We start from the raw sequence: 23,667 nt of genomic DNA on the forward strand, positions 1-23,667 counted from the left end.
GAAGCATCAGACGCTGGAAACGGCAGGCCACTCGCTCAGCATCGAAATTGTCGCCGGCAAGGATGTGGTGGAGACGCTGGACAACGCCGCTTCGCGTCGCTCGGTCGACATCGTGCTGGCGGGTGGCGGCGACGGGACCATTTCCGCCGCGGCCGCCCGACTGATGGGCACGAAGAAGGCGCTTGCCATATTGCCAGCCGGCACCATGAACCTGTTCGCACGCGGGTTGGGCATTCCGCAGTCGCTCGACGGGGCGCTGAAATCCTTCGCCGACGGCGAAATCATTGCTGTCGATGTGGCGACGGCCAATGGCCAACCTTTCGTGCACCAGTTCTCGATCGGCATGCACGCGAAGATGGTGCAACTGCGCCAGAAGATGGAGTTCGGTTCGCGGTTGGGAAAGATCCGCGCCTCGGCCAAGGCGGCTTGGGCAACGATCAACAATCCACCTGCGATGAATGTGACGCTCAGCATCGGCGATGCCGAAATGGCGGCACGCATCACCGGCATCGGCATCACCAACAACTTATTCGGTGAAGGCCATCTGCCTTATGCCGACAATCCTGCGGGCGGCGTGCTCGGTGTCTATGTCACGGTGGCGAAGCAGCGCGCCGAACTGGTCAAGTTCTTCTTCAACATGGCGCGCGGCAAATGGCGCGACAACGAACATGTCGAAATCCACCAGACAAACAGAACGGTGCTGAAAATCCATTCGGGCAGCCGCAAATTTCGCGCCGTCATGGACGGCGAACTGGTCAGGCTTGACCGTGAAACGGTAATCGAGATTCAGCCTGGCGCACTGAATGTATTGGTTCCGGCGAGCGCGGCCCAGTCGAGAGCCGCCTGATGAGGTGCGGCGCAACGGACAGGCCCGCTTTACCCGGCAGGAGCCTGCTCGGTGGTGTTGGGCGGTGTGGGGACATGCTGTTCATCGCTGTTAGGCGCCTTGATCAACACACCATAGATCTCGGCAATGCCCCATGCAGCAAACACCAGAAGCAGTGCGGCGATCAGGATCCGAAATCCATGCCAGCCCCATCGCCCCTGCCGCGCCTTGTTTTCTGGAATGATCTTGGCCATGCTCGATCCCTGTCTCATTCTGCACCAACTGGCGCGCCCGGCAAATCATGGTCGGGTAACGGTTCCTCGCTAGGATGGTTCCGGAAAAGCGTGCTGGCCTTGCACCAGCGCAAGCATGCGGCGACGAAGACCGGGACGAGGCAATTGGGGTGATTGGCAAGACGCAAACAGCACCCGATCTGCCGGCCGAAGTTGCGCTAGCAGTCATGGATATCGACCGGCTGGCCGTGCTGCACGGATTGGAGATGCTGGATACGGCGGCCGACCCCGATTTCGACCGCGTCAGCAGCCTTGCCGCAGCGGTGATGCAGGTGCCGATGGCCCTGGTCACACTCGTCGACCTTGAACGGCATTGGTTCAAATCCTGCTTCGGCCTGGACGAGACCGAAACCGCGACCAACGTCTCCTTCTGCGCCCATGCGATTGCCGCCGGCGACGAGCCGATGGTGGTCGTGGATGCAACGGCGGACCCCCGTTTCAAGACCAACCCGCTGGTCACCGGAAAGCACCATGTCCGCTTCTATGCCGGCGCGCCGATGATCGTGGCAGGTGCCCGCATCGGCACGCTGTGCGTGCTCGACCGCGAGCCGCATGGTTTTCCATCCCGAACCGAGCTCGACCAGTTGAAGGCGCTCGCCGGCCTGGCCGCCAGCCTGTTCACCCTAAAGGACGCAACCCGCAGCGGCGCGATCGCCGAGGCCGCACTTGCGCGCGAGGAAAAACGACGCGCCATCGCACTCGATGCGGCCTCGCTCGCCAGCTGGGCATGGGATATCCGCACCGATGTCATCGAATGCGACACATTGATGTCGGAGCTGTTCAACCTGCCGCGCTCCAACCGGCTGCGCGCACGCGACATCCTCACCGCCATCGATCCGCGCGACGTCTACCAGACCGAAACCCGCTTTCGCGACGCCTTGACCGGCAGCGACGACTATTTCGGCGAATACCGGGTGAAGGGCTTTCACCCGCCGCGCTGGCTCGCCACGCGCGGCCGTGTGATCGAGCGTGACGGCGACGGCAAGCCGACATTGATCTTCGGCGTCAATTACGACATCTCCGAGCGCAAGCTCGGCGACGAACGGCAACGGCTGCTGCTGCGTGAACTCAACCATCGCGTCAAGAACACTCTGGCGACCGTCCAGGCGCTGGCAACCCAGACCGTGCGCCATGCCCGCCAGCCAAGCCAGTTCCTCGAGGCCTTCGGCGCCAGGCTTCAGGCCTTGGGCATCGCCCACAATCTGTTGTCGGACCGCGAGTGGCGTGGCATCGGCATCAGTGAACTCGTCCAGATCGAGGTCAGACCTTTCGAAACGGCCGAGCAGCCGCGCATGACGATCTCCGGCGACGACCTGCTGCTGTCGCCCGACCAGGCCGTCGGGCTTGGCCTGATCCTGCATGAACTCGCCAGCAACGCGCTGAAATATGGCTCGCTGTCGGTGCCGTCAGGCAGGGTCGTCCTCGGCTGGAGGACGCAAGGCAGGAAGGATGCCCGGCGTCTTGTGCTGACCTGGCGCGAAAGCGGCGGGCCGCAAGTCGCTCCGCCGGATCGGCAAGGCTTCGGCTCTATCCTCATTCGCCGCAGCCTGGCCAAGGTCATTTCCAGCGAAGTGACCCATGAATTCCGGCCGGAAGGCGTGTTTGCCGAAATATCGATGCCCCTGGAAGAGCTGTCGAAGTGATCTCCCAACAGCTCTATGTCCGCTCGCTCTCATCCGGATCGTCGGATTTCACATTCTCGCGGTAGATGGCGTAGGCCGCGAGCGCCACGGCCGGCCCCAGAATGGCGCCGAGACCGCCTTTTCCCTTGAGCAGGCTCGGCAGCACGGCGAGTGCGGCGGTGACGCCGATCGCCTTCATGTCGGCATTGCGGCGCTGCGCCCGGCGCCGGGCGCGCGAACCTGCGGATATCCGGTAGATCAGCAGGATAAGTCCGGCGAGCACTAGGAAACCGGCGCCAAACCCGAGCGCGGCGGCAAGCGAGCCGTAGCGCATCGCCGTCCAGATATAGGCGGCCCCGACCAGAAAGCCGAGACCGCAAAGCGCAGCGGCCATGGCGATCACATAGACGATTGCCGCCGTGCGCGCCCGGTGAACGGCGGCCACGGTTTCCCCCGAGGCGAGGCCCGAGATCAGGGTTGCCAACATTCCCATCTGTAGCGCGACTAGCGACGCGCGATGAGCGCGAAAAGGAAGCCGACGCCAGCGGCGATTGCCAGTGACGTCACCGGCTTTTCACGCACGCTTGCCATCATCTGCGCTTCGATGTCCTTGGCATTGCTGCGCAAGCTGTCAAAGGCTGCTTCGCCCTGCGCGCGCAACTGCTCGACCCCTTCTGTCGCTGCACGGCGCGCGGTGCCATAGCCATGCTCGCCGGTCTTGGCCAGTTGTTTGGTGAGCTTGTCGATGTCGGCCTTCAACTGCCTGATGTCGGCTTCCAGGTCCGCATTTGCACGGGCGTCGGTTGCGGTCTTTCCTGCGGCAGTGGCCATGGCTTAACTCCTTGTGATTGCTCGGTTTCAAACGCGCTGCGCACCTCATGGTTCCGCCACTGCGGACAAAGTAGCCGAAAACGCATCGGCGCGCACCCGATCCGCCGGCTTCGCAAAAAGACGCTTCCTCAGATTAGTGGCCGGCGCGCCTCGCCCAGCCCTTCCCAGCCGGCGAGCCGCTTGAGCCCTTCATTGTCGGAGACCGCGCAGCCGCCGTCGCGCCAGACGATCAGCTTGCGATCCATCAGCTTGCGGATCGTCTTGTTGGTGTGAACCAGCGACAGGCCGAGCGTATCGGCAATGTGCTGCTGCGTGATCGGTATCTGGACGGATTGGCTGCCATTCAGTCCGACGACCTTGGCCCGGCTGCCGATGAAGGCGATGAGATAGGCGGCGCGCTCGATCGCACTGCGGCGCCCGAGGCTGAGCAGATTCTCGTCCAGCATCCGCTCCTCGCGCGATGCGATCCAGGTGATGTCGTAGGCCAGCCCGGGATGATTGCGGTACAGCTCGTGCAGATATTCGCGCTCGAAAACACACAGCAGCATCGGTGAGAGTGCCTCGACGGAATGCTGCATCTCGCCCATCACACTGCCTTGCAGGCCGATCAGATCCCCGGGCATGAGATAATTGAGGATCTGGCGACGGCCGTCCCGCAGCAGCTTGTAGCGAAACGCCCAGCCGGAGAGCACGGTGTAGAGATGGGCGCTATGGCTTCCCTCCACCAGCACCGTGTCGCCCTTATCGACCGCGAGTTCACCCTTCTTGAATTTGCTGATGAAGGCCAGCTCCTGTTCTTCGAAGTCGCGGAAAACCGGCAACGGCCGCAATGGGCAGTTCTCGCAAGGATATTGGCGGCTGGAGAAAGCGTTATTGTTCTGGACTGACATTTCGCCCCCTTCGAAAGCCCGCTCGACCCCCTTCGAAAGCCGCTCTTGGAGAGCCGCGTTTCAACGCGTTGCAAGGATTGAGGTTCCGCCCGCTGGCCACATGTCTTTTTTAAATGACATCAAGCCAATTAGCGATCATGACTCCGGCGTTTCAAGGAGTCTTTGCCTGTGCCCACATTGCTTGACGGATTGCGGATTCTCGTTTTGGAGGACGAATTTCTCATCGCCATGGATGTCGAGCAACTTTGCCGCGATCATGGCGCCGATGAGGTGGTGATCGCCCGTGACCTGACCGAGGTCGATGGCCGGGAAGTCGCCACGCGATTCGATGCAGCCATTGTCGACTTGATGCTGGGCGGCGCCTCGACGATCGATTTCGCTTCCGGGCTGCGCGCGGCAGGCATACCTTTCGTGTTTGCGTCCGGCTATTCGGATGCCGATGAAATCAAGGCATCGTTTCCGGGCGTCAGGCTGGTTGGCAAACCCTACTCAGGCGAAGACCTGGTGCAAGCGGTCGCGGCGGCCTGCGGACGCGCTTGAGACGCGATCGCGGTCAGCTCGCCGGCGAACTCGTTACCTGGGCCGAAATCGCGTCCGGACCATACTCGTCCTCACCTGATATTTTCAGGATCTCCTGCAAGCGGGTACGGGCTCGGCTGACGCGGCTCTTGATCGTCCCCACCGCGCAGCCGCAGATCTCCGCGGCCTCCTCGTAGGAGAAACCAGATGCGCCGATGAGGATGATGGCTTCGCGTTGGTCCTCCGGCAACTGCTCCAGCGCCCCGCGAAAGTCCTTCAGGTCGAGTTGACCGTGCTGGGCCGGATGAACGGCAAGCCTGGCCGTCATGATACCGTCGCTGTCCTGCACTTCGCGCCCGCGCTTGCGCATTTGCGAATAGAACTCGTTGCGCAGGATGGTGAAAAGCCAGGCCTTGAGATTGGTGCCGGGCTGGAAGCTCTCATGCTTGTCCCAAGCCTTGACGAGTGTTTCCTGGACGAGGTCGTCGGCTTTATCGGCATTTTGCGTCAGCGACACGGCAAACGCGCGCAGACTTGGGATTGCCCCAAGCAGATCAGTCTTGAAGCCTTGTGAGACCGCGGCCATGCCTCAGTCCTTCTTCTGTGCGGGTTCAGCCTGTTCCAGTTGGCTAAGCAACTGGGAAAAGCGATCCGGCACATCGTCGGAGACCAGCGCGTCGTAATATTGTTTGAGTTTGCGTCCGATTTCGGAGTTCGGCCCAAGAGCGTCACCAGAACCGTTCCGGCGCCTGCTCTCGGCGCCAGTCAGAATATCTTTCGTCATATCCTTCATTTTGCCCTTGTATTCCCAGCGCTCAAGCCGCTCTTACCGTACTCAACACAACGCAAGCGGCGCCCTCGTCTGGTTGCCCATCCCCACCACAAACGCCACTCCCCGGCTTTTGTTCCGTCGAGGTGGAACTTTTTCAAAAAATCCGCGTTATCACGGCTTGCAGTCAGCTTGACCTGCTACGCAATCGCGTCATTCTGAGGGAGACGTCTTACCATGAGCTTATCCGCCACCATCGCACCACATCTGCCCTTCCTGCGCCGCTTCTCGCGGGCTGTTTCCGGGTCGCAAGAGAGTGGTGACGCGCTGGTCGCTGCGATGCTTGAAGCCATCATCGCCGATATCGAGATATTTCCCGAAGCATCGAGCGACCGCATCGCGCTGTACAAGGTTTTCGCCAAGCTTTTCACATCGGTCGCCATCCGCGTTCCACAGGAACAGGCGCAATCGGCGTGGGAACAGCGCACCGCCGCCAATCTGAATGCGATCGCGCCGCGGCCCCGTCAGGCCTTCCTGCTCGTGGCGGTCGAAGGCTTCAGCGAGGAGGAAGCGGCTGAGATCCTTGACGTCGGTGACCAGGAGTTTTCAGAGCTGCTTGCGCAGGCGAGCAACGAGATATCCCGTCAGGTGGCAACCGACGTTCTGATCATCGAGGATGAACCGCTGATCGCCATGGATATCGAAGAAATGGTCGAGAGCCTGGGGCACCGCGTCGTTGGAACGGCGCGCACCCATGCCGAGGCAGTGATGATGTTCGGCAAGACGCGGCCGAAGATGGTGCTGGCCGACATCCAGCTTGCCGACGGCAGTTCCGGCATCGAGGCCGTGAACGAAATCCTGTCATCGACGTCGGTGCCGGTCATCTTCATCACCGCCTTCCCCGAGCGCCTGTTGACTGGGGAACGACCGGAACCGGCCTTCCTGGTCACCAAGCCGTTCAATCCCGACATGGTCAAGGCGCTGATCAGCCAGGCACTGTTCTTTGACCGGCAGGCGAAAGCCGCCGCATAGTCGGGAATTGGGAGTGGAGGAATTGACGAACCCAAGGCGATAGCCTCGCTCCCGAATCTCTCCAGATGATCAATTCGTCACTTCGTGCCGCCTGATGCACCCGGGCGGCGACGGTGAATTCCTGCGGTTCCGCTCGAACGATTTGCAAGCACGGTCTTTTTCGGCAAAGGGTGGGAACAAACCGCAACCACCCACGTTTTCATCGCACCATTCGAAGGAGATGGATCATGCTTTACTGGGCGCTCGTATTTCTCGTCGTTGCCATCATCGCCGGCGCGCTTGGTTTCGGCGGCATCGCCGGTACCTCCGCCGGCATAGCGCAGATATTGTTTTTCATCTTCCTCGCCTTCCTGGTCATTTCGCTTCTTGCGGGCCTGTTCAAACGGGCTTCGTAAGGACGGACGGCCGAACACTGGAAGCCGCACCCCTCAAACGGTTTCCAGCCACCGCCGGGCGGTGTCCCTCAAAGGACGCCGTCCGGCGGACCGTTTTTGGCGGCGGGTTTTCCGGAAACCTGTTTGGAACCCATTCAACGATGAGCCGTTCAGCCTGAATTGGGTGGACAGATTGGCCGATGGGTTCCAGGACCGGAAACAGGAAAGACGCCGTGCAAAGCGATGAAGTCATCGCCCTCCATCCCGCCGACAGCGGCATGCAGCTCGGCCGTGCTCTTCTTCACGCGTTGCACAATGCCGGCATTTCCGTTCTCTACCAGGATCGCGAGATGAAAACCGTATGGGCGCGCAACATGCGTGCGCCCTGGGTTTCGGACACCGCCGACAGCATCGGCATCCTGCCGGAGGCGCAGGCCGACCGCATCGGCGCGGCCAAGCGCGACGTCATTGCATCCGGCAACCCCCAACGTCTCGAGATCAGCGTTCCCGTCGAGGATGGCAGCCGCTGGTTCGAGGTGTGGATCGATGCCGATCACGGCGATGGTGGCACCGTGCAAGGCGTCGTCACCACGATGGTCGAGACGACGGAGCAGAAGCGCCGCGAGCAGACCCTGACGACGCTGTTGCGAGAGGTGAGCCATCGCTCGAAAAACCTGCTGGCGATCATCCAGAGCATAGCCACCCAGACCGGCCGCTACTCCGACAGCATCGGCGATTTCCTGACACGCTTTCGCGGCCGGCTGCAATCGCTGGCCTCGTCCCAGGATCTCGTGACCTCTTCCAACTGGCGGGGTGCAGCACTTCGCGAACTCGTATCGGGCCAGGTTGGCCGCTATGGCGGCGATCCGGTTCGGAGCCTGAGGTTTCAGGGGGCAAACCCCTATCTCAATCCCAACGCTGCCTTGCATATCGGCCTTGCGATGCATGAACTCGCCGTCAATTCGGTGAGCTACGGCGCCCTGTCGCGGCCCGGCGGGTACGTCAATGTTACAGCCAACCTGACCGCCGACGACACGGGAACCTCCCTGTCCCTGACATGGGCGGAGGCAATCGGCGCCAGTGATGTCAGGCGTAGCGAGAAGCGCTTCGGCAGCGTCGCACTCGAACGGGTCGTGCCGGCGTCACTGAACGGAACGGCGACGCTCGAAATCGCGGCTGGCCGCCTTGAATACCGCCTTGTCGTTCCGCACGGCAATTTCGAGACGGATTGAGCGACCTTCCTTAACCCGCCGTTCACCATAAAAGCAGATGCTGTTTTTCCCAGATACCGCTGGAACTTGTTGCATCACCGAACATTTCCGCAGCAGGATTTACAGCATGGTGGGAGGAATGCCTTGACGGTTGCCGACATGAACAGACTGGAGCAGGCCGCCCGGATTTCCATGGGCGAGTTTGAGGACTCAGAGGCTTCCACGCCACCGCTGGCTCCTGTTCCCAACGGAGCTTTGCGCCTAGTTGCGCTGGCCTTGGTGGCGGTGATCATGGCGGTCGCCCTGCACCAACTGGTCTACTAGGCCACCTCGTTTCGGCCGGTGGCCGAATCGGCTGTAGCGCCATCTTATTTCCCCGGCCGATCAAGCCAGCCAGGAACTTTGGCGAATGTAGACCGTTACTATGGCGAGAGGACTTCTCGCCATGGAACATATCGCTGCATTGTTGCTGGTCATCGGTTGCTCGAACACGATGGCCGACTGCCGTGAACTCCAGGTGCCCGTAAGCGTTTTCGCGACGGCCGAGCAATGCGTGGCCGAACGCCCATTCGTCTTGGGCGACGTGCAAGGGCAGGCTGACCACATCGTCGCCAAATGCCTTGCGGTCGATCCGGCGCTTGAGGACGACTATGATCAGATCGTCTGGAATGTGCGCGCCGATGGTACGCTTGACGCGTCTTTGGCAATTTCCAGCCTGGTAATGGCATCGAACACGATACGCCCAGAAAAAGACTATCTTCACCAACAATAGATTGCAGCAGCAAAGGCCGTCATTTCATGCTAAATGGCGGCTGGAGCTTACTAAAGTGAGGACACAAAGTGAGGAGTGACTCTATGCGGAAGATGATTATTGCCCTGGTTGCGGTGGTCGCGGTCAGCGGCTGCACCTCGACTGAGAAGGACGTGGTTGGCGGCGGCTTGATCGGCGCCGGTGTCGGCGGCTTGGTCGGCGGCGGTAAGGGCGCGCTGATCGGCGCGGCCGTGGGTGCCGGTTCCGGCCTGCTGGTGCGCAACCTGCGCAACGGCTATTGCCAATATCGCGATCATCGCGGCCGGATCTACACGGCTCGCTGCAACTAATTCGGCGATAATCGAAACGTCGATCCGGAGGCCGGTCCGCCGGCTTCCGGGTTTTTGATGTCTGGATGCTTCCCCCTTGTCGGCAACGGTCGCGCTCAATTGGCGAGTGGAATTTTGATTTCCACGTTCAGCCCATTGGCTTGGTAATCCCGTTTGATCGTACCGCGCAATTCGCGCGTCACGTTGAGGTCGATCAGCTTGGTGCCGAATCCGGTCTCGGCGGGCGCTTCAAGTTTCTTCTGCCCGTTTTCGCGCCAGTTGAGAGCCAGCACCCTGTCGCGCCCTCGGCCTTCGAGCGACCAGTCCACCTTCAGCGCCCCAACGGAATTGCCGGCCTCGCCGTATTTCAGCGCATTCGTCGCCAGTTCGTGGAAGGTCAGGCCGAGCGCTTGCGTCGTGGTTTCGTCGAGCAGCACCTGTGGTCCCGACAACAGCTCATCGGGCAGCTCCTTGCCGAACACCTGACCCAGCTCGATGCGCAGGAGATCGCCAAGATCGGCCTTCTGCCAGCGTGAGCGCGTCAGCATGTCCTGGGAGGCCGCCATCGCCTGCAGCCTAGCCGAGAAGGACGCTGAAAACTCGTTGACGTCGGTCGCCCGCGATGCCGTCTGACGCGCGATCGCCAGCACCCTGGTGATCGAATTCTTGATGCGATGCTTCATCTCCTGCAGCATCAGGTCTTTTTCGATCAGGCTCTTTTCCGTCGTTTCGTGCAATCGCGACGCTGCCTCATAGGCCCGCTCCTGATAGCGCGCCACAAGCGCGATTGCGCCCGCCAACAGCAGGCCGAACAGCCCCAGCATCACCGGAATGGCGCGCGACGACGGCTGCGAGAAGGCGCTTGTCGGCCGGAACAGGACAGTCCATGGCTGTCCGGCGACGATGATCTTTCGCGTGACCAGCAGCCTGTTCCCGAAAGTGGAAGCCGGCGGCGTCTCCGACCGGAACAACAGATTGTCGCCGTTCACGGCACCATCGCCATCATAGATTTCGGTGTTGACCGGCAAAAGCGGCGACCGGCTGAGCGCGGTCTGGAACAGATCGCGAGCCCGGAAGGCCGCATAGAGAAAACCTGATGTCGAGGATCTCGAAGCATTGATGACGTCGGGAGCGGTTTCGACATTGAGCCGCACGAAAACGAAGAAGCCGGTGAACGTCTGCGCGGCGCCCGTGTCCTGGCCCAGCTGCACCAGCCCGCTGGCATGCTGCTGGTCGTCGGACATCGCCTTTTCGATCGCCGCACGCCGCACCGGTTCGCTGAACATGTCGTAGCCGATGCCGGCTTGATTGGATGGATCCAGCGGTTCGAACAGCACGATAGGGGTGCGCCAGGGTTGCGTGGTGTCCGGGTAGATTGGATGACTGACGCCATAATCGTGCAGCATGTCGCGTTCGACCGTCGCCTCGTCGCCCGTCTTTGCCAGCCTGAGGAAGCCGATACCGCGCAAGCCGGCGAAATTCTTGTCGACATCGAGCGCGGTGAAGAAGGCCTTGAACTCATTGCGAGAAATATCGCCATTGCGGGCGTCGAACAGGGCCTGCGTCGAGCGCAGCAGCGACAGATGCAGGTCGATGCGGCTCTCGATCCGGTTGAGCGCATCGTCGGCAGTCGCCTCGAACTTGATGCGCGCGGCTTCCTGCGTGGCGAAGTAGGCAAAACCTGCCATCACCATGCTGATCAGCGCGACGGCGATAAAGGCGATGATCGGGAAAAGCTTCTTCAACGGATCGTGCGGTCCCTGAGCAATGTCGGACCTTTATGCGCAAGTCGCCCTGCCAACACAATGCCAAGGCCAAGCCATCCCTACGGCTGGCATATCACGTGTCCGGCAACCGCGATCTGGCTTGATCTCAGGCCGCGATCTTCAGCGCGCCCGGTCCGGGAATGGCGCCTGGCGGGCATTTGCCCAGAATGATCATGCCCAGCACCTCGTCCTGGGTGACATCAGTGGTGCGGGCGGTGCCGACCACCTGGCCGTTCTTCATGACGCAGACCCGGTCGGCAAGCTCGAACACATCGTGGATGTCGTGGCTGATCAGGAAGATGCCGATGCCGTCGGACTTCAGCTGCTTGACCAGTTCGCCGACCTGCGTCGTTTCCTGCGGACCAAGTGCGGCCGTCGGCTCGTCCATGATCAGGATGCGGGCGTTGAACAGGATCGCACGCGCGATCGCCACCGATTGCCGCTGGCCGCCCGACAGCTTGATCACCGGCTCCTTGAAACGCTGGAACCGGGGATTGAGCCGACCCATCACCTTGCGCGCCTCGGCCTCCATGGCAACGTCGTCGAGCGTGCCCCAGGCGGTCATCAACTCGCGGCCGAGGAACAGATTGGCGGCGGCGTCGACATTGTCGGCCAACGCCAGCGTCTGGTAGATCGTCTCGATGCCGTATTTCTTGGCGTCGCGCGGGTTGGAGATCGATGCCTCCTCGCCGTTGACGAAGATCTGGCCCGAATCGCGCTTGTAGGCGCCGGACAGGATCTTGATCAATGTCGACTTGCCGGCGCCATTATGGCCGAGCAGCGCCACGACCTCGCCGGGGAAAAGATCGATCGAGGCGTCGTCGACGGCGCGGATGCCGCCAAACGCGATCGAGATGTTCCTCATGTCGATCAGCGCGGTGGCTGCAGGAGCAGTCTTGTCAGTCATGGCATGCCCTCCTAGACGCGCTTGCGATAGACGGTGTCGAGCCACACGGCGATCACCAGTACGGCGCCGACGACGATGCTCTGCAGCGGCGAGTCGACACCAAGCAGCACCATGCCGGACTGCAGCGATTGCATCAGCAGGGCGCCGAGCATGGCGCCGATGATCGTTCCCGACCCGCCGGCTAGCGACGTGCCACCGATCACGGCGGCTGCAATGACGAGCAGCTCGTCGAGCGTTCCAAGCACGTTGGTGGCCGAATTCTGCCGGGCCGAGGAGATCGCCGCGGCAATCGTGGCCAGCACGCCCATGATCATGAACACCTTCATGGTGATCCAGCGCGTGTTGATGCCGGCGAGATTGGCCGCCTCGGGATTGCCGCCGATGGCGAAGACATAGCGGCCGAAACGGGTGCGGTTGGTGATGAAGGTCATGACCAGCCCGACGGCGACCGCCATCAGCACCGGTATGGCGATACCGTGGGCGATGAACAGGCCGCCTTCGGGAACGGTGATGTTGTTGGCGGCCGCATATCTGTTCACGATGCCGATCGGCCAGGGGTAGGAGTTGGCGAGCCAGACCGCACCCATGATGGCGCCGCAGGTGACGACACCGAGCAGCGCCTCGGCCCAGATCGGACGTAGCGGAAAACGGAAACGCTTGCGCTGCACCCGCCCGTTGAACAGCCCAAACACCACGGCGAGGCAGGCGACGATCCCGACAACCCAGCTCCAGGTTGCGCCGATCGATCCCGCCGGCCCGCCGCCCATCAGCTGAAAGGTGGCGTTAAGCGGCGCCACGGTCTGGCCTGATGTGACCCACCAGGCAGCACCGCGCCAGACCAGCAGGCCGCCCAGCGTCACGATAAAGGCGGGCACTTCGAGATAGGCGATGACGAAGCCTTGAAAGGCGCCGATCAACAGGCCGAGCGCCAGGCCGATGACCAGCGCCAGGGCCCAGATCCACGGATTGCCGAGTTCGAGCCCGACAAAACGCACCAGGAAATGCACCTGGGCAAATCCCATCACCATGCCGATCAGGCCCTCGGCGGAACCGACCGACAGGTCGATGTTGCGCATGACGATGACCAGCACCATGCCGCAGGCCATGATGGCGACCGCGGATGTCTGCACCGACAGGTTCCACAGATTGCGCGGCGTGAGAAAGGTGCGGCTGTCGAAATCGAGCGGGTTGACGCCGAGGCGCAGGCTGGAAATGACATGCAGCCCAATCCAGATGACCAGCAGCGCGCCGATCATGCCGAGCATCCGGGTGTCGATCTCGGTCGCCTTCAGGAACCGGGCGACGGCGCCGAGTTCCGACGCGCGCGCCGTATCGGCCTGCGGGTTGGACGTCGTGTCGGTCATGATTTCCTCCCACCGGCTGGCCGTCTGACGCGCATGCCGGAGCCCAGCCTAGAAGCTATCCGCATGATGCGGAAACACAATTCTTTGAGAAAACGCCGCGGCTTTTGGGCCGCGGCGTTCAGATATTTCGAAGTGGTCCGGATCAGTTACAGGCCGCGACGGTGCCGGCAGCGACACCCGCGCAGACTTCGTCCTTCTTGATCCAGCCAGCGTCGATGACGACGTTGAGATTGTCCTTGGTGATGGCAACCGGAGTCAGGAACAGCGACTTGACGGTGTTGCCGCCCGGCGTCGTGAAGTCCTTGGCGCCGGCGATGTCGCTCGTCTTCTTGCCGTCGGCCAGTTGCGAGGCGATCTCGGCGGCATTCTTGCCGAGCTCGCGCGCGTCCTTCCACACCGACACGGTTTGCGTGCCCAGGGCGATGCGGTTCAGCGCGGCGTGGTCGCCGTCCTGCCCCGAGACCGGCACGGTGCCGGCCAAGCCTTGAGCCGTCAGCGCCGCGACGACGCCACCGGCAGTGCCGTCATTGGCCGCGACCACCGCGTCGACCTTGTTGTCGTTGGCGGTCAGGAACTGTTCCATGTTCTTCTGGGCGTTGGCGGGCAGCCAGCCATCCGTGTAGGCTTCGCCGACATTCTTGATCTTGCCGCTGTCAATGGCTTCCTTGAGCACTTCCATCGAGCCCGAGAACAGGAAGTCGGCATTGGGATCGGCACCGGAGCCCTTGATGAAGACGTAGTTGCCTTCCGGCTTGACCTTGAACACTTCGCGGGCCTGCATGCGGCCGACTTCCTTGTTGTCGAAGGTCAGATAGAAAACATCCTTGTTCTCGATCAACCGGTCATAGCCGACGACCGGAATGCCTTCGTCCAGGGCTTTCTGCACGGCCGGGCCGATGGCCGAAGCATCCTGCGCCAGGATGATCAGGGAATTGGCGCCCTGCGAGATCAGGCTTTCGACGTCCGTAAGCTGCTTGCCGGGATTGGACTGCGCATCGGCGGAGATGTACTTGTCGCCGGCGGCCTCGATCGCCGTCTTCATGGCGGCCTCGTCGGTCTTCCAGCGTTCCTCCTGGAAGTTGGACCACGAAACGCCGACGACTTTGTCCTTCGCCTGCGCGACAGACGCGAGCGTCAGCGACATGGCGGCACCCGCCAGGATGGCGGCTGTGAATCTTTTCATATTATCCTCCCTGCGCCGCGTATGGCGCGACCAAACTGGCCCGAAGGCCGGCACAAAGGCCCTATTTTTTCGAGCCTCGAAAAAATACTGGGCCAACGCCCGAACGCTGTCAACATCGATTCTGATGGATTTTGATGTCGTTTCGAATTTTTTTCGGGCCTCGGAATAAATAAATGACACGGCGCGCGGCTTCTGCCAGTATTTGACCGCGTCACCGACAGCGTTCCAGGGCAGGAAGAACCGCGGCGACCGGGAGGATATGAAAGAGCATGTCGGTCGGAATCCGCCACGACGATTTGCGCCGCCGCAACCGCGCGATGGTGATCGCGGCGGTGCGCCGCGCCGGACAGCCGTCGCGCACCGAGATCGCCGCAACCACAAGCCTCAGCCATTCGACGATCTCGGCGATCTCATCCGACCTGATCGTCGAAGGTATCCTGACCGAAAGCAAGCCGAGCGAGGCCGGCTCGCTCAAACGCGGCCGTCCGCAGGTCGGCCTCAGCCTCAATCCGGAAGCGGCCGCGGTAATGACCGTGGTGCTGTCGCTGAACTTCCTCTCGGTCGCCGTCATCGACTATGCCGGCCAGGTAATATCCGAGGAACAGCGCCGGCTCGACACGCTGACGATGTCGCGCGACTCGCTGATCGGTGAGTGCACGGCAATCGTGCGGCGCCGCCTGGAAGATCCCGACCTGGACGTGCGCAGCATCGCCCGTATCGCGCTGGCCGTCCAGGGCATCACCGACACCCGTGCCCGCGCCATGCTGTGGTCGCCGATCACGCCGCACACCGACATCGCCTTCGCCGACATATTCGAAGACGAGTTCGGCATCCCAGCCATTATGGAGAACGATTGCAACATGATGGCGGTGGCGCTGCGCTGGCGCGACCCCGATCGTTACCGCGACGATTTCATCGCTATCCTTTTGTCGCACGGCATCGGCATGGGGCTGGTGCTGAAGGGCGAATTGTTCACCGGCACCCATTCCTCGGGCGGCGAATTCGGCCACATGATTCATCGGCCGAACGGGGCGCTGTGTCGCTGCGGACGGCGCGGCTGCGTCGAAGCCTATGCCGGCAATTATGCCATCTGGCGCAACGCGCGGCAGATGGGCGAGGATGCAGAACCCGTCGCCGATGTCAGCGATGCCGACATGCGCGCCCTGGCTGCCGCCGCCCGCGAAAGGGACGGACCCGAACGGGAAGCCTATCGCAAGGCCGGCGAAGCGCTCGGCTACGGCCTCGGCAGCCTGTTCGCGCTGATCGATCCGGCGCCGGTCGCCATGGTCGGCGTCAGCGCCGCCGCCTTCGACCTGATCGAGCCGGCATTGCGGCAAGCGATTGCCCAGACCGCCGGCGGCCAGCATTCCAAGTCGATTTCCTTCGACACCGAGCCGAACGAACTGCCGCTGATCCGCGAAGGCTGCGCCATGCGGGCGCTAATCTTCGTCGATCAGGAGATTTTTGCGCCGGGCGTGCAGGCGAGATCCGGTCTCGGCGGCAAGAACGTGGCGTGAGTTCAAACGAGGGAGTTCAGTCCTCGCGAATGGCGTAACCCGCCCCACGGATGGTGCGGATGACATCGGGCATACGGCCGTTGTTGACCGCCTTGCGCAGCCGGCCGACATGCACATCGACCGTGCGTTCGTCGATGTAGATCGTCTCGCCCCAGACATTGTCGAGCAGTTGGCTGCGCGAGAACACGCGGCCTGGATGGCGCATCATGAATTCAAGCAGGCGGAATTCCGTCGGCCCGAGCCGGATTTCGCTCTTCTTGCGATAGACACGGTGCGATTCGCGATCGAGCACGATATCGCCGACCTTGAGCACGCTGGACAGCACTTCCGGCTTGGCCCGGCGCAGCAGCGCCTTGACCCTGGCCATGAACTCCGGCGTCGAGAAAGGCTTGACCAGATAGTCGTCGGCACCGGTCGAGAGGCCGCGCACGCGGTCGCTTTCCTCGCCTCGCGCGGTCAGCATGATGATCGGCAGCCGCTCGGTCTCGGGACGCATCCTTAGCCGGCGGCAGAGTTCGATACCGGAAACCGCAGGCACCATCCAGTCGAGCACCAGAAGGTCTGGAACGTTCTCCTGCAGCCGGATTTCGGCCTCGTCGCCGCGCGTCACCACCTCGACCTGGTAACCTTCGGATTCGAGATTGTAGCGGAGCAGCACGCCTAGCGGCTCCTCATCCTCCACCACCATGATGCGTGGCGCGATCATCGGCTGGTCACCCCTGTCATGCCGCTGGCGCGGACATTGCCGTCTCGTCCTGCTTCGGACGGTTGGCTGGCAACTGCGTGCCGGTCAAAACATAATAGGCATTTTCGGCGATGTTGGTCACGTGGTCGCCGATCCGCTCGAGGTTCTTGGCGCAAAACAACAGGTGCGTGCACGCCGTGATGTTGCGCGGATCTTCCATCATGTAGGTCAGAAGTTCGCGGAACACCGATGTGTATTTGACGTCGATGCGTTCATCATTGTTTCTGAGCGTGGCAAGCGCTGCCGCGTCAGCGGCGGCATACTCGTCGACGACCCCCTGCACCTGGATCAGCACCAGCTGCGCCATTGCGTCGATCGAATGCGAAAGGTCGTGCGGCGTGACGCTCAGCCCGACAGTGCCGACGCGCTTGGCGATGTTCTTGGCAAGGTCGCCGATGCGCTCGAGGTCGCCGGCCATGCGGATCGAACCGACCACCGCACGCAGATCGTTGGCCATTGGCTGGCGCTTGGCGATCAGCGTGATGGCACGATCGTCCAGCTCGCGCTGGCGTGCATCCATGATGGCGTCGTCGGAAACCACCCGCTGCGCCAGCGCATTGTCCGAATTGAGCAAAGCCCTGGTCGAGCCACCGACCATCGAGCGGGCGAGATCGCCCATGTCGCGGATCAGCTGGCTGATCTGCTCCAGATCCTCATCGAAAGATGCAACGGTATGTTCACCCATGATCTTCGTCCCTCATATGCCAGAGATCAGCCGAACCGGCCGGTGATGTAGTCCTGGGTGCGTTTGTCGTCGGGGGTGGTGAACATCTTGTCGGTGGCGCCCTCCTCGACCAGATAGCCAAGATGGAACATCGCGGTGCGCTGCGACACGCGCGCTGCCTGCTGCATCGAATGGGTGACGATGACGATCGTATAGTTCTGACGCAGTTCGTCGATCAGTTCCTCGACGCGAGCGGTGGCGATCGGGTCGAGCGCCGAACACGGTTCGTCCATCAGGATCACCTCGGGCGACACGGCGATGGCGCGTGCAATGCACAGGCGCTGCTGCTGGCCACCGGAAAGACCCGTGCCAGGTTCCTGCAAACGGTCCTTGACCTCGTTCCAGATCGCCGCCTTCTTCAGGCTGGACTCGACGATCTGATCCATGTCGGCCTTGCGCTTGGCCAATCCGTGGATGCGCGGACCATAGGCGACGTTCTCGTAGATCGACTTTGGGAACGGATTGGGTTTCTGGAACACCATGCCGACGCGCGCCCTGAGTTCGACGACATCGATGTTCTTGTCGTAGATGTCCTCTTCGTCGAGCGTGATCTTGCCGGTTACCCGTGCTGAATCGATGGTGTCGTTCATGCGGTTGAGGCAGCGCAGGAAGGTGGACTTGCCGCAGCCGGAGGGGCCGATCAGCGCCGTCACCTGGTTCAGGCGGACGTCGAGATCGACGTCGAACAGCGCCTGCTTCTCGCCGTAGAACACGCCGACCTTGTCGCCGCGCATTTTTATCACTTCGTTCGACTTCATCTTGTCGCCCACTGCGTTTTCAAGGGACTGTTCGGTCATGATGTTCATACCAAAATGCCTTTTTTCTACCAGCGCCGCTCGAACCGACGCCGAAGCACGATCGCGGTGATGTTCATGGCCATGAGGAAGACGAGCAGGATGATGATGGCGCCGGACATACGCTCGACGAAGGCGCGTTCGGCCTCGTTCGCCCACATATAGATCTGCACCGGCAGCGCGGTGGCCGGATCGAAAGGCGTCGTCGGTGGATCGGCGACGAAGGCGACCATGCCGATCAACAGCAGCGGCGCGGTTTCGCCGAGCGCGCGCGCAAGACCGATGATGGTGCCGGTGAGGATGCCGGGCGCGGCAAGCGGCAGGATGTGCTGGAACACCATCTGCATCTTGGAGGCGCCAAGGCCGAGAGCTGCCGAGCGGATCGACGGCGGCACCGCGGCAAGCGCGGCGCGCGTCGCGATGATGATCGTCGGCAGCGTCATCAGCGTCAGCACCAGGCCACCGACGAAAGCGGCGGAGCGTGGCATGCCCAGGAAATTGATAAACACCGCGAGGCCGAGCAAGCCGAAGACGATTGACGGCACTGCGGCCAGATTGTTGATGTTGACCTCGATAAGGTCGGTGAAACGGTTCTTCTTGGCGAATTCCTCCAGATAGATGGAGGCGGCGACGCCGATCGGCAGCGCGAGCAGCAGCACGATCACCATCATATAAAGCGAGCCGATGATCGCCACGCCCATGCCCGAGGTTTCCGGGCGGCTGGAGGCGCCGTAGGTGAACAGGCCGCTGTTGAAGTGCTCGGCCATCGCGCCCTCGGCCTTGAGCTTGTTCATCCAGGTGATCTGCTGGTCCGAGACCTTGCGTCGCGCTTCCTCGACACTGAGGTCGATCTGGCCCTTGAAAGCCGAGTCGAGATTGGCGGCGGCGAGGATGTTGACGTCGCGTGTCGTGCCGATCACCGAGGGATCGGCGGCAACGATGTCGCGCAACTGGACGCGGGCGCCTTCCGAAAGGAAGCCCTTGAGCTTCTGGATCATCGGCTTGTCATCAGGAGAGATGCCGAGCTTGGCCACCAGCGCGTTTTCTGCGAGCTTGGGATAATTCGCCTTGATCAGAACGCTCGGATCGGTTGCGCGCTTGCCGGAAGGATCGATCACCTTCTCGTCGAACGTGATCGGCAGCGATACCGTCGTCTGCCAGAAGGCGGTGTAGCCTTTCGAGACGATGGTGATCAGCATGATTGCCAGGAACGCCAGGCCTACGGAAATCGCCACGACGCCATAGATGCGGAAACGGCGTTCGGCGGCGTAACGGGCCTTCAGGCCGATGTCGCGGCGCGGATGGGCCGCCGGCCTGACCATCGTATCCATGGGAATGTCGGTCATTCGTACTGCTCCCGATATTTGCGCACGATGTAGAGCGCGACGATGTTCATCACCAGCGTCAGCGTGAACAGCGTCAGCCCGAGCGCGAAGGCGACCAGCGTCTGCGGCGAATTGAACTCGAGGTCGCCGGTGAGCTGGTTGACGATCTTGACGGTGATGGTCGTCATCGCCTCGAACGGGTTGATGGTGAGGTTGGCGGCGACGCCCGCCGCCAGCACGACAATCATCGTTTCGCCGATGGCGCGCGAGGCAGTCAGCAGGATGGCGCCGACGATGCCGGGCAGTGCCGCCGGCAGGATCACCCGCTTGATCGTCTCGGAGCGGGTCGCGCCGAGGCCGAGCGACCCGTCGCGCATGGCGCGCGGCACCGCGGTTATGATGTCGTCTGAGAGAGAGGAGACGACCGGGATCAGCATGACGCCCATGACCAGGCCGGCGGTGAAGATGCTCTGGCCCTGGATGAACGGCGAGCCGCCGGTCAGCGCCGCTGACAGGTCGCGCAGGAACGGCCCAAGCGTGACGACGGCGAAGATGCCGTAGACGATGGTCGGTATGCCGGCCAGCAGTTCAAGCGCCGGCTTGACCACCGAGCGCACCCTGGGCGTTGCGTATTCGGCCATGTAGACAGCCGACATCAGCCCGACCGGCACCGCAACCAGCAGCGCGACGGCGGCGATATAGAGCGTGCCGGCAAGAAGCGGGATCAGGCCGAACTGGCCCTGGCTGCCGCCCGAACCGGCAGCGGCAAAACGCGGATCCCAGACCGTGCCGAAGAAGAAACTCATCGGCGAGACGCTCTCGAAGAAGGTGATCGTCTGGAACAGCATCGAAAGCACGATGCCGACGGTGGTCAGGATGGCGATGGTGGAGGCGGCAAGCAGCCCCCACAGCATCAACCGCTCGACATTGTTGCGCGCCCTGGCGCGCGGCTCGATCTGCCTGAGCGCATAGAAGGCGCCGGCGATCGAGGAAGCCAGAATGACAATGGCGCCGAACAGGCCGAGCCGGTCCTGGACCTTGTTCGCCTCGACGGCGATCGGGATCATGTAATCCTGTGTGTCGCTCGCCAGTGCCACGCCCTTGGCGGCGAGCAGCGGCTGCAACTCGGCAAAGCTGGCAGGCATTGCGGCCAGTGTGCCAGCATCGAGTTTGCGCAGGCCCCTGGCGAGGCTCTTTACCAGGCTGACATCCAGTGCCTCGCTGGCAACCTTGCTGTCGACGGTACGCTCGGGCAAGGCAGCGTGGATGTGCCGGTCAAGATAGACCGAAGAACCGACGGCCCAGACGGCAAGCAGCAAAAGAGCAGGCAGGACGGCGAGCAGGAAGGCCCACCAGCCGTGATAGTGGGCACGCGAATGCGGCTTGACTTTGCCATTGTCCTGGGCCGCGGCACGCTGCCGGCCGATGAAAAAGGCAACCAGGCCGACGGCAACGACGATGGCCAGTACGAGCAAGGACGACATGGACCCACCCCAAGGGAAATTCTAACGCAGCCACCATTGCGGCCTGCGGTGAAACCGGGGCGCGGATTTGACCCGCACCCCGGTTCGGCAGCTTGATTACATCGACTTTCCGGCGGCGAAAGCGTCACGCTGGGCCTGACGCTCGGCATCCGGAGCAGCAACGAGGCCGTATTCGGCGAGCGGGCTTTCCGGGCCAACCATCTGGTCGTCGAGGAAGAACTCGACATATTCCTTGAGGCCGGGAACGACGCCCAGATGCGCCTTCTTGACGTAGAAGAACAGCGGGCGCGAGACGGGATACTTGCCGCTGGCAATCGTCTCGGTCGAAGGCACGATACCTTCCACGGTGGCGACCTTCAGCTTGTCGGCATTGTTCTCATAGAAGGCGAGGCCGAACACGCCGACGCCGGTCTTGTTGGAGTCGATGCGGGCGAGCGTCTCGGTATAGTCGCCATCGATGTCGACGGCCTTGCCGTCCTTGCGGATGGCAATGCAGGTTTTGCCGATTTCCTTGTCGTCGGCAATGCCGGCGGCCTTGAGAGCAGCCTTGTCACAGCCGGCATCGAGGAGCTTGGTCTCGAACACTTCGCGCGTGCCGTGCTTTTCGCCCGGAATGTAGGCGGCGATGTCCCAGTCGGGCAGCTTCGGATTGACCTGGCTCCACTTGGTGTTCGGATTGTCGACGAGCTTGCCGTCGACGACCAGCTTGGCCGCGAGCGCCTTGTAGATGTCGGCGGGAACCAGCGCCCAGTCCGGGCCCTTGATGTCGGTGGCGAAGACGATGCCGTCATAGCCGATCCGGACTTCCTGGACTTCCTTCACGCCGGCGGCGGCGCAGGACTTGAGTTCGTCCGCCTTGATCGGACGCGACGAGTTGGCGATGTCGATCGTGTCTTCGCCGACGCCCTTGCAGAATTCCTTGATGCCGGCGCCGCTGCCGCCGGATTCGACGACCGGGGTCTTGAAGTTGGTGAACGTTTCGCCGAACTGCTCGGCAACGATCTTGGCATAAGGTAACACGGTCGATGATCCGGCGACCTGGATCTGGTCGCGCGCGGCGGCGAAGCCGGACGACGCGGCGAGCGCAAGCGCAGCGGCCGACGCCGTATAGAGGAATTTCTTCATGTGGCCTGCTCCTGTTCGGAAGATGGTCTCTCGGCGCTCGTCAGTCGGCGCCCGCTGAGGCCAATAGCCTTCGATTATAACAGTCGCATGACAGTTTGATGTCACCCCGGTAACGCGTCATCGCGATGAGCAAAACGCCGCCTGGCCGGCACTGAACACGCAGCCCGGCTTTGTCCCCGGAATCAGAGACTTGCTCCGCTTGGGGCCGAGATTGGCCAGCGATTTGGGGTTAGCCGGCCTTTACGAAAAAAAGCCGGACGGGAGCGCGTTGCTCTCAGCCAGACGGTGTCATGGCCGGGCCATCGCCGAAAACAGGTCCGTTGGGGTAGGTTGACGCTGTCTCATGCCGGCGGTCGCTGCTCCCGCCCGTAACTGGAAAGGGAGGAATCGAACGCCGCCATTGTCTCGGCTGGATACAACCTTTGATATGGTGCGATCGCACCATAGTCTTGGCCGCTGGCAGGGCGCGAATCTTCGCCGTATTCCCGGCACTCGGACAGGCAGGACCGGCCCTACCCGGCGTTGCGCTGAGCCTGCCGGCTGGCGCCGACCCAGCGCTCGACCTTCTCGAGCAGCGCCCGGGGACTGATCGGCTTGGGCAGATAGTCGTCCATGCCTGCCTCCAGGCAGCGCTCGCGGTCGCCCTTCAGCGCATGCGCGGTGACGCCGACGATCGGCACATGCGTGCCGGTTTCTTCCTCCAGCCGGCGAATGGCGGCGGTCGCTTCGAGACCGTTCATCTCCGGCATGGAGACATCCATCAGGATCATGCACGGGTTGAGCCGGCCGAAGGCATCGAGCGCCTTGCGGCCATTGCCGACGATCTCGAAACCATAACCGGTCTCGCCGAGAATCTGGGTGAACACCATCTGGTTTACCTCATTGTCCTCGGCCACCAGTATGTCCAGCCTGTCGCCACCAGCCGCCACCGGTGGCCGGGGGCGAATCGAAGGCGGCTGCAGCAGCGCCCGCTGTTCGGACGGTGCCGAGGGCTGCGGCCGCGTCACATTGCTCGCAGCGACGTCGGCCGCGAGCGGCTGCGCGTCGCTGCCGCCAGTGTTGTGGCGATGCCGCTGGATGGTGGCGACCAGCGTTTCCAGCAGCACCGAAGAGCGCGCCGGCTTGATCAACTGGGCATCGATGCCGAGATCGCGATAGCTGGTGTTGGCGAGCGACTGGTCGACCGAGGTCAGCATGATGATCGGCGTTCCGGCAAGGCCAGCGGTGTTGCGCACGATCCGCGCCATTTCGGCGCCGCTCATTTCAGGCATCTGGTAGTCGAGCAC

Annotated in this window: 27 protein-coding genes; 10 read left to right on the plus strand and 17 right to left on the minus strand. The window is 62.4% G+C overall.

Translation table 11 applies throughout. The annotated features are described in order from the left end of the window. Window positions 1-847, plus strand: an 847-nt coding sequence (locus tag EOA22_RS02790) for a diacylglycerol kinase family protein (protein ID WP_164755197.1), incomplete at its 5' end; no start/stop codon positions are given. Between the two features lie 29 nt (window positions 848-876). Here EOA22_RS02790 and EOA22_RS02795 read toward each other — a convergent pair. Further along, a complete protein-coding gene (locus EOA22_RS02795) occupies window positions 877-1,080 on the minus strand; it encodes a hypothetical protein (protein ID WP_013529290.1) in 204 nt (67 codons plus the stop codon). Between the two features lie 206 nt (window positions 1,081-1,286). Between EOA22_RS02795 and EOA22_RS02800 the strand changes: the two genes are divergently transcribed. Continuing rightward, window positions 1,287-2,762 (plus strand): HWE histidine kinase domain-containing protein, encoded by a 1,476-nt coding sequence (locus EOA22_RS02800; protein WP_164755202.1) that lies wholly within the window; start codon window positions 1,287-1,289, stop codon window positions 2,760-2,762. A gap of 13 nt (window positions 2,763-2,775) precedes the next feature. Here EOA22_RS02800 and EOA22_RS02805 read toward each other — a convergent pair whose 3' ends face one another. From EOA22_RS02805 to EOA22_RS02815, 3 genes are all read right to left on the minus strand, one after another. After that, entirely contained in the window at window positions 2,776-3,234 is a 459-nt protein-coding gene (locus tag EOA22_RS02805; protein WP_013529288.1) for a hypothetical protein, read from the minus strand. 11 nt (window positions 3,235-3,245) lie between these two features. After that, window positions 3,246-3,572 carry a DUF883 family protein gene (locus EOA22_RS02810; protein ID WP_013529287.1) on the minus strand — a complete coding sequence of 109 codons (327 nt, stop codon included), beginning with the start codon at window positions 3,570-3,572 and terminating at the stop codon, window positions 3,246-3,248. Between the two features lie 128 nt (window positions 3,573-3,700). Further along, window positions 3,701-4,462: a Crp/Fnr family transcriptional regulator gene (locus EOA22_RS02815; protein WP_027163153.1), complete on the minus strand. Its 762-nt coding sequence runs from the start codon at window positions 4,460-4,462 to the stop codon at window positions 3,701-3,703. 168 nt (window positions 4,463-4,630) lie between these two features. Here EOA22_RS02815 and EOA22_RS02820 point away from each other — a divergent pair, with 168 nt between their 5' ends. After that, entirely contained in the window at window positions 4,631-5,002 is a 372-nt protein-coding gene (locus tag EOA22_RS02820) for a response regulator (protein ID WP_027163154.1), read from the plus strand. 13 nt (window positions 5,003-5,015) lie between these two features. On the opposite strand, the gene EOA22_RS02825 is transcribed toward EOA22_RS02820, so the two are convergent. Then, entirely contained in the window at window positions 5,016-5,567 is a 552-nt protein-coding gene (locus EOA22_RS02825) for an RNA polymerase sigma factor (protein WP_013529285.1), read from the minus strand. Between the two features lie 3 nt (window positions 5,568-5,570). Further along, window positions 5,571-5,774, minus strand: coding sequence for a NepR family anti-sigma factor (locus EOA22_RS02830; protein ID WP_032809255.1), 204 nt, complete (start codon window positions 5,772-5,774; stop codon window positions 5,571-5,573). Window positions 5,775-5,987: 213 nt separating this feature from the next. Between EOA22_RS02830 and EOA22_RS02835 the strand changes: the two genes are divergently transcribed. The 6 genes from EOA22_RS02835 to EOA22_RS02860 all read left to right on the plus strand — a co-directional run bounded on the left by EOA22_RS02835 (window position 5,988) and on the right by EOA22_RS02860 (window position 9,468). Next, complete coding sequence (locus tag EOA22_RS02835; RefSeq protein WP_013529283.1) at window positions 5,988-6,782, plus strand: response regulator; 795 nt, start codon at window positions 5,988-5,990, stop codon at window positions 6,780-6,782. A gap of 227 nt (window positions 6,783-7,009) precedes the next feature. Next, window positions 7,010-7,177, plus strand: a complete 168-nt coding sequence (locus tag EOA22_RS02840) for a DUF1328 domain-containing protein (RefSeq protein ID WP_013529282.1) — start codon at window positions 7,010-7,012, stop codon at window positions 7,175-7,177. Between the two features lie 179 nt (window positions 7,178-7,356). Next, complete coding sequence (locus tag EOA22_RS02845; RefSeq protein ID WP_063169141.1) at window positions 7,357-8,388, plus strand: sensor histidine kinase; 1,032 nt, start codon at window positions 7,357-7,359, stop codon at window positions 8,386-8,388. A 123-nt stretch (window positions 8,389-8,511) separates the two neighbouring features. Beyond that, window positions 8,512-8,691, plus strand: a complete 180-nt coding sequence (locus EOA22_RS02850; protein WP_063169142.1) for a hypothetical protein — start codon at window positions 8,512-8,514, stop codon at window positions 8,689-8,691. 121 nt (window positions 8,692-8,812) lie between these two features. After that, a complete protein-coding gene (locus tag EOA22_RS02855) occupies window positions 8,813-9,139 on the plus strand; it encodes a hypothetical protein (RefSeq protein ID WP_013529279.1) in 327 nt (108 codons plus the stop codon). 83 nt (window positions 9,140-9,222) lie between these two features. Further along, on the plus strand, window positions 9,223-9,468 hold the full coding sequence (locus tag EOA22_RS02860) for a YMGG-like glycine zipper-containing protein (RefSeq protein ID WP_013529278.1): 246 nt from the start codon (window positions 9,223-9,225) through the stop codon (window positions 9,466-9,468). Between the two features lie 95 nt (window positions 9,469-9,563). On the opposite strand, the gene EOA22_RS02865 is transcribed toward EOA22_RS02860, so the two are convergent. From EOA22_RS02865 to xylF, 4 genes are all read right to left on the minus strand, one after another. Next, the gene (locus tag EOA22_RS02865) at window positions 9,564-11,192 is read right to left on the minus strand and encodes a CHASE domain-containing protein (RefSeq protein WP_063169143.1); all 1,629 of its coding nucleotides are present in this window, start codon (window positions 11,190-11,192) and stop codon (window positions 9,564-9,566) included. A gap of 127 nt (window positions 11,193-11,319) precedes the next feature. Then, complete coding sequence (locus EOA22_RS02870) at window positions 11,320-12,120, minus strand: ATP-binding cassette domain-containing protein (protein ID WP_063169144.1); 801 nt, start codon at window positions 12,118-12,120, stop codon at window positions 11,320-11,322. A gap of 11 nt (window positions 12,121-12,131) precedes the next feature. Beyond that, window positions 12,132-13,484: a sugar ABC transporter permease gene (locus tag EOA22_RS02875; protein WP_063169145.1), complete on the minus strand. Its 1,353-nt coding sequence runs from the start codon at window positions 13,482-13,484 to the stop codon at window positions 12,132-12,134. Window positions 13,485-13,626: 142 nt separating this feature from the next. Continuing rightward, window positions 13,627-14,667 carry a D-xylose ABC transporter substrate-binding protein gene (gene xylF / locus EOA22_RS02880; protein WP_013529274.1) on the minus strand — a complete coding sequence of 347 codons (1,041 nt, stop codon included), beginning with the start codon at window positions 14,665-14,667 and terminating at the stop codon, window positions 13,627-13,629. Between the two features lie 269 nt (window positions 14,668-14,936). On the opposite strand from xylF, the gene EOA22_RS02885 reads away from it, so the two are divergent. Continuing rightward, window positions 14,937-16,184, plus strand: coding sequence for an ROK family protein (locus tag EOA22_RS02885; RefSeq protein ID WP_063169146.1), 1,248 nt, complete (start codon window positions 14,937-14,939; stop codon window positions 16,182-16,184). 16 nt (window positions 16,185-16,200) lie between these two features. On the opposite strand, the gene phoB is transcribed toward EOA22_RS02885, so the two are convergent. From phoB to EOA22_RS02920, 7 genes are all read right to left on the minus strand, one after another. Next, a complete protein-coding gene (gene phoB, locus EOA22_RS02890; RefSeq protein ID WP_010911896.1) occupies window positions 16,201-16,890 on the minus strand; it encodes a phosphate regulon transcriptional regulator PhoB in 690 nt (229 codons plus the stop codon). 16 nt (window positions 16,891-16,906) lie between these two features. Then, window positions 16,907-17,614: a phosphate signaling complex protein PhoU gene (gene phoU, locus EOA22_RS02895; RefSeq protein ID WP_013529272.1), complete on the minus strand. Its 708-nt coding sequence runs from the start codon at window positions 17,612-17,614 to the stop codon at window positions 16,907-16,909. 26 nt (window positions 17,615-17,640) lie between these two features. Next, the gene (pstB, locus tag EOA22_RS02900) at window positions 17,641-18,459 is read right to left on the minus strand and encodes a phosphate ABC transporter ATP-binding protein PstB (protein ID WP_013529271.1); all 819 of its coding nucleotides are present in this window, start codon (window positions 18,457-18,459) and stop codon (window positions 17,641-17,643) included. Window positions 18,460-18,476: 17 nt separating this feature from the next. Beyond that, window positions 18,477-19,793: a phosphate ABC transporter permease PstA gene (gene pstA, locus EOA22_RS02905; RefSeq protein ID WP_063169147.1), complete on the minus strand. Its 1,317-nt coding sequence runs from the start codon at window positions 19,791-19,793 to the stop codon at window positions 18,477-18,479. Continuing rightward, window positions 19,790-21,256 (minus strand): phosphate ABC transporter permease subunit PstC, encoded by a 1,467-nt coding sequence (pstC, locus tag EOA22_RS02910; protein WP_063169148.1) that lies wholly within the window; start codon window positions 21,254-21,256, stop codon window positions 19,790-19,792. Before pstC ends, pstA begins: the two co-directional genes overlap by 4 nt. 96 nt (window positions 21,257-21,352) lie before the next feature. After that, a complete protein-coding gene (locus EOA22_RS02915; RefSeq protein ID WP_027163159.1) occupies window positions 21,353-22,381 on the minus strand; it encodes a substrate-binding domain-containing protein in 1,029 nt (342 codons plus the stop codon). 512 nt (window positions 22,382-22,893) lie between these two features. Further along, a partial coding sequence (locus EOA22_RS02920) for a response regulator (protein ID WP_164755199.1) occupies window positions 22,894-23,667 on the minus strand: 774 nt, incomplete at its 5' end.

The organism is Mesorhizobium sp. M7A.F.Ca.US.014.04.1.1 (assembly GCF_003998745.1).
Classification (GTDB): domain Bacteria; phylum Pseudomonadota; class Alphaproteobacteria; order Rhizobiales; family Rhizobiaceae; genus Mesorhizobium; species Mesorhizobium ciceri.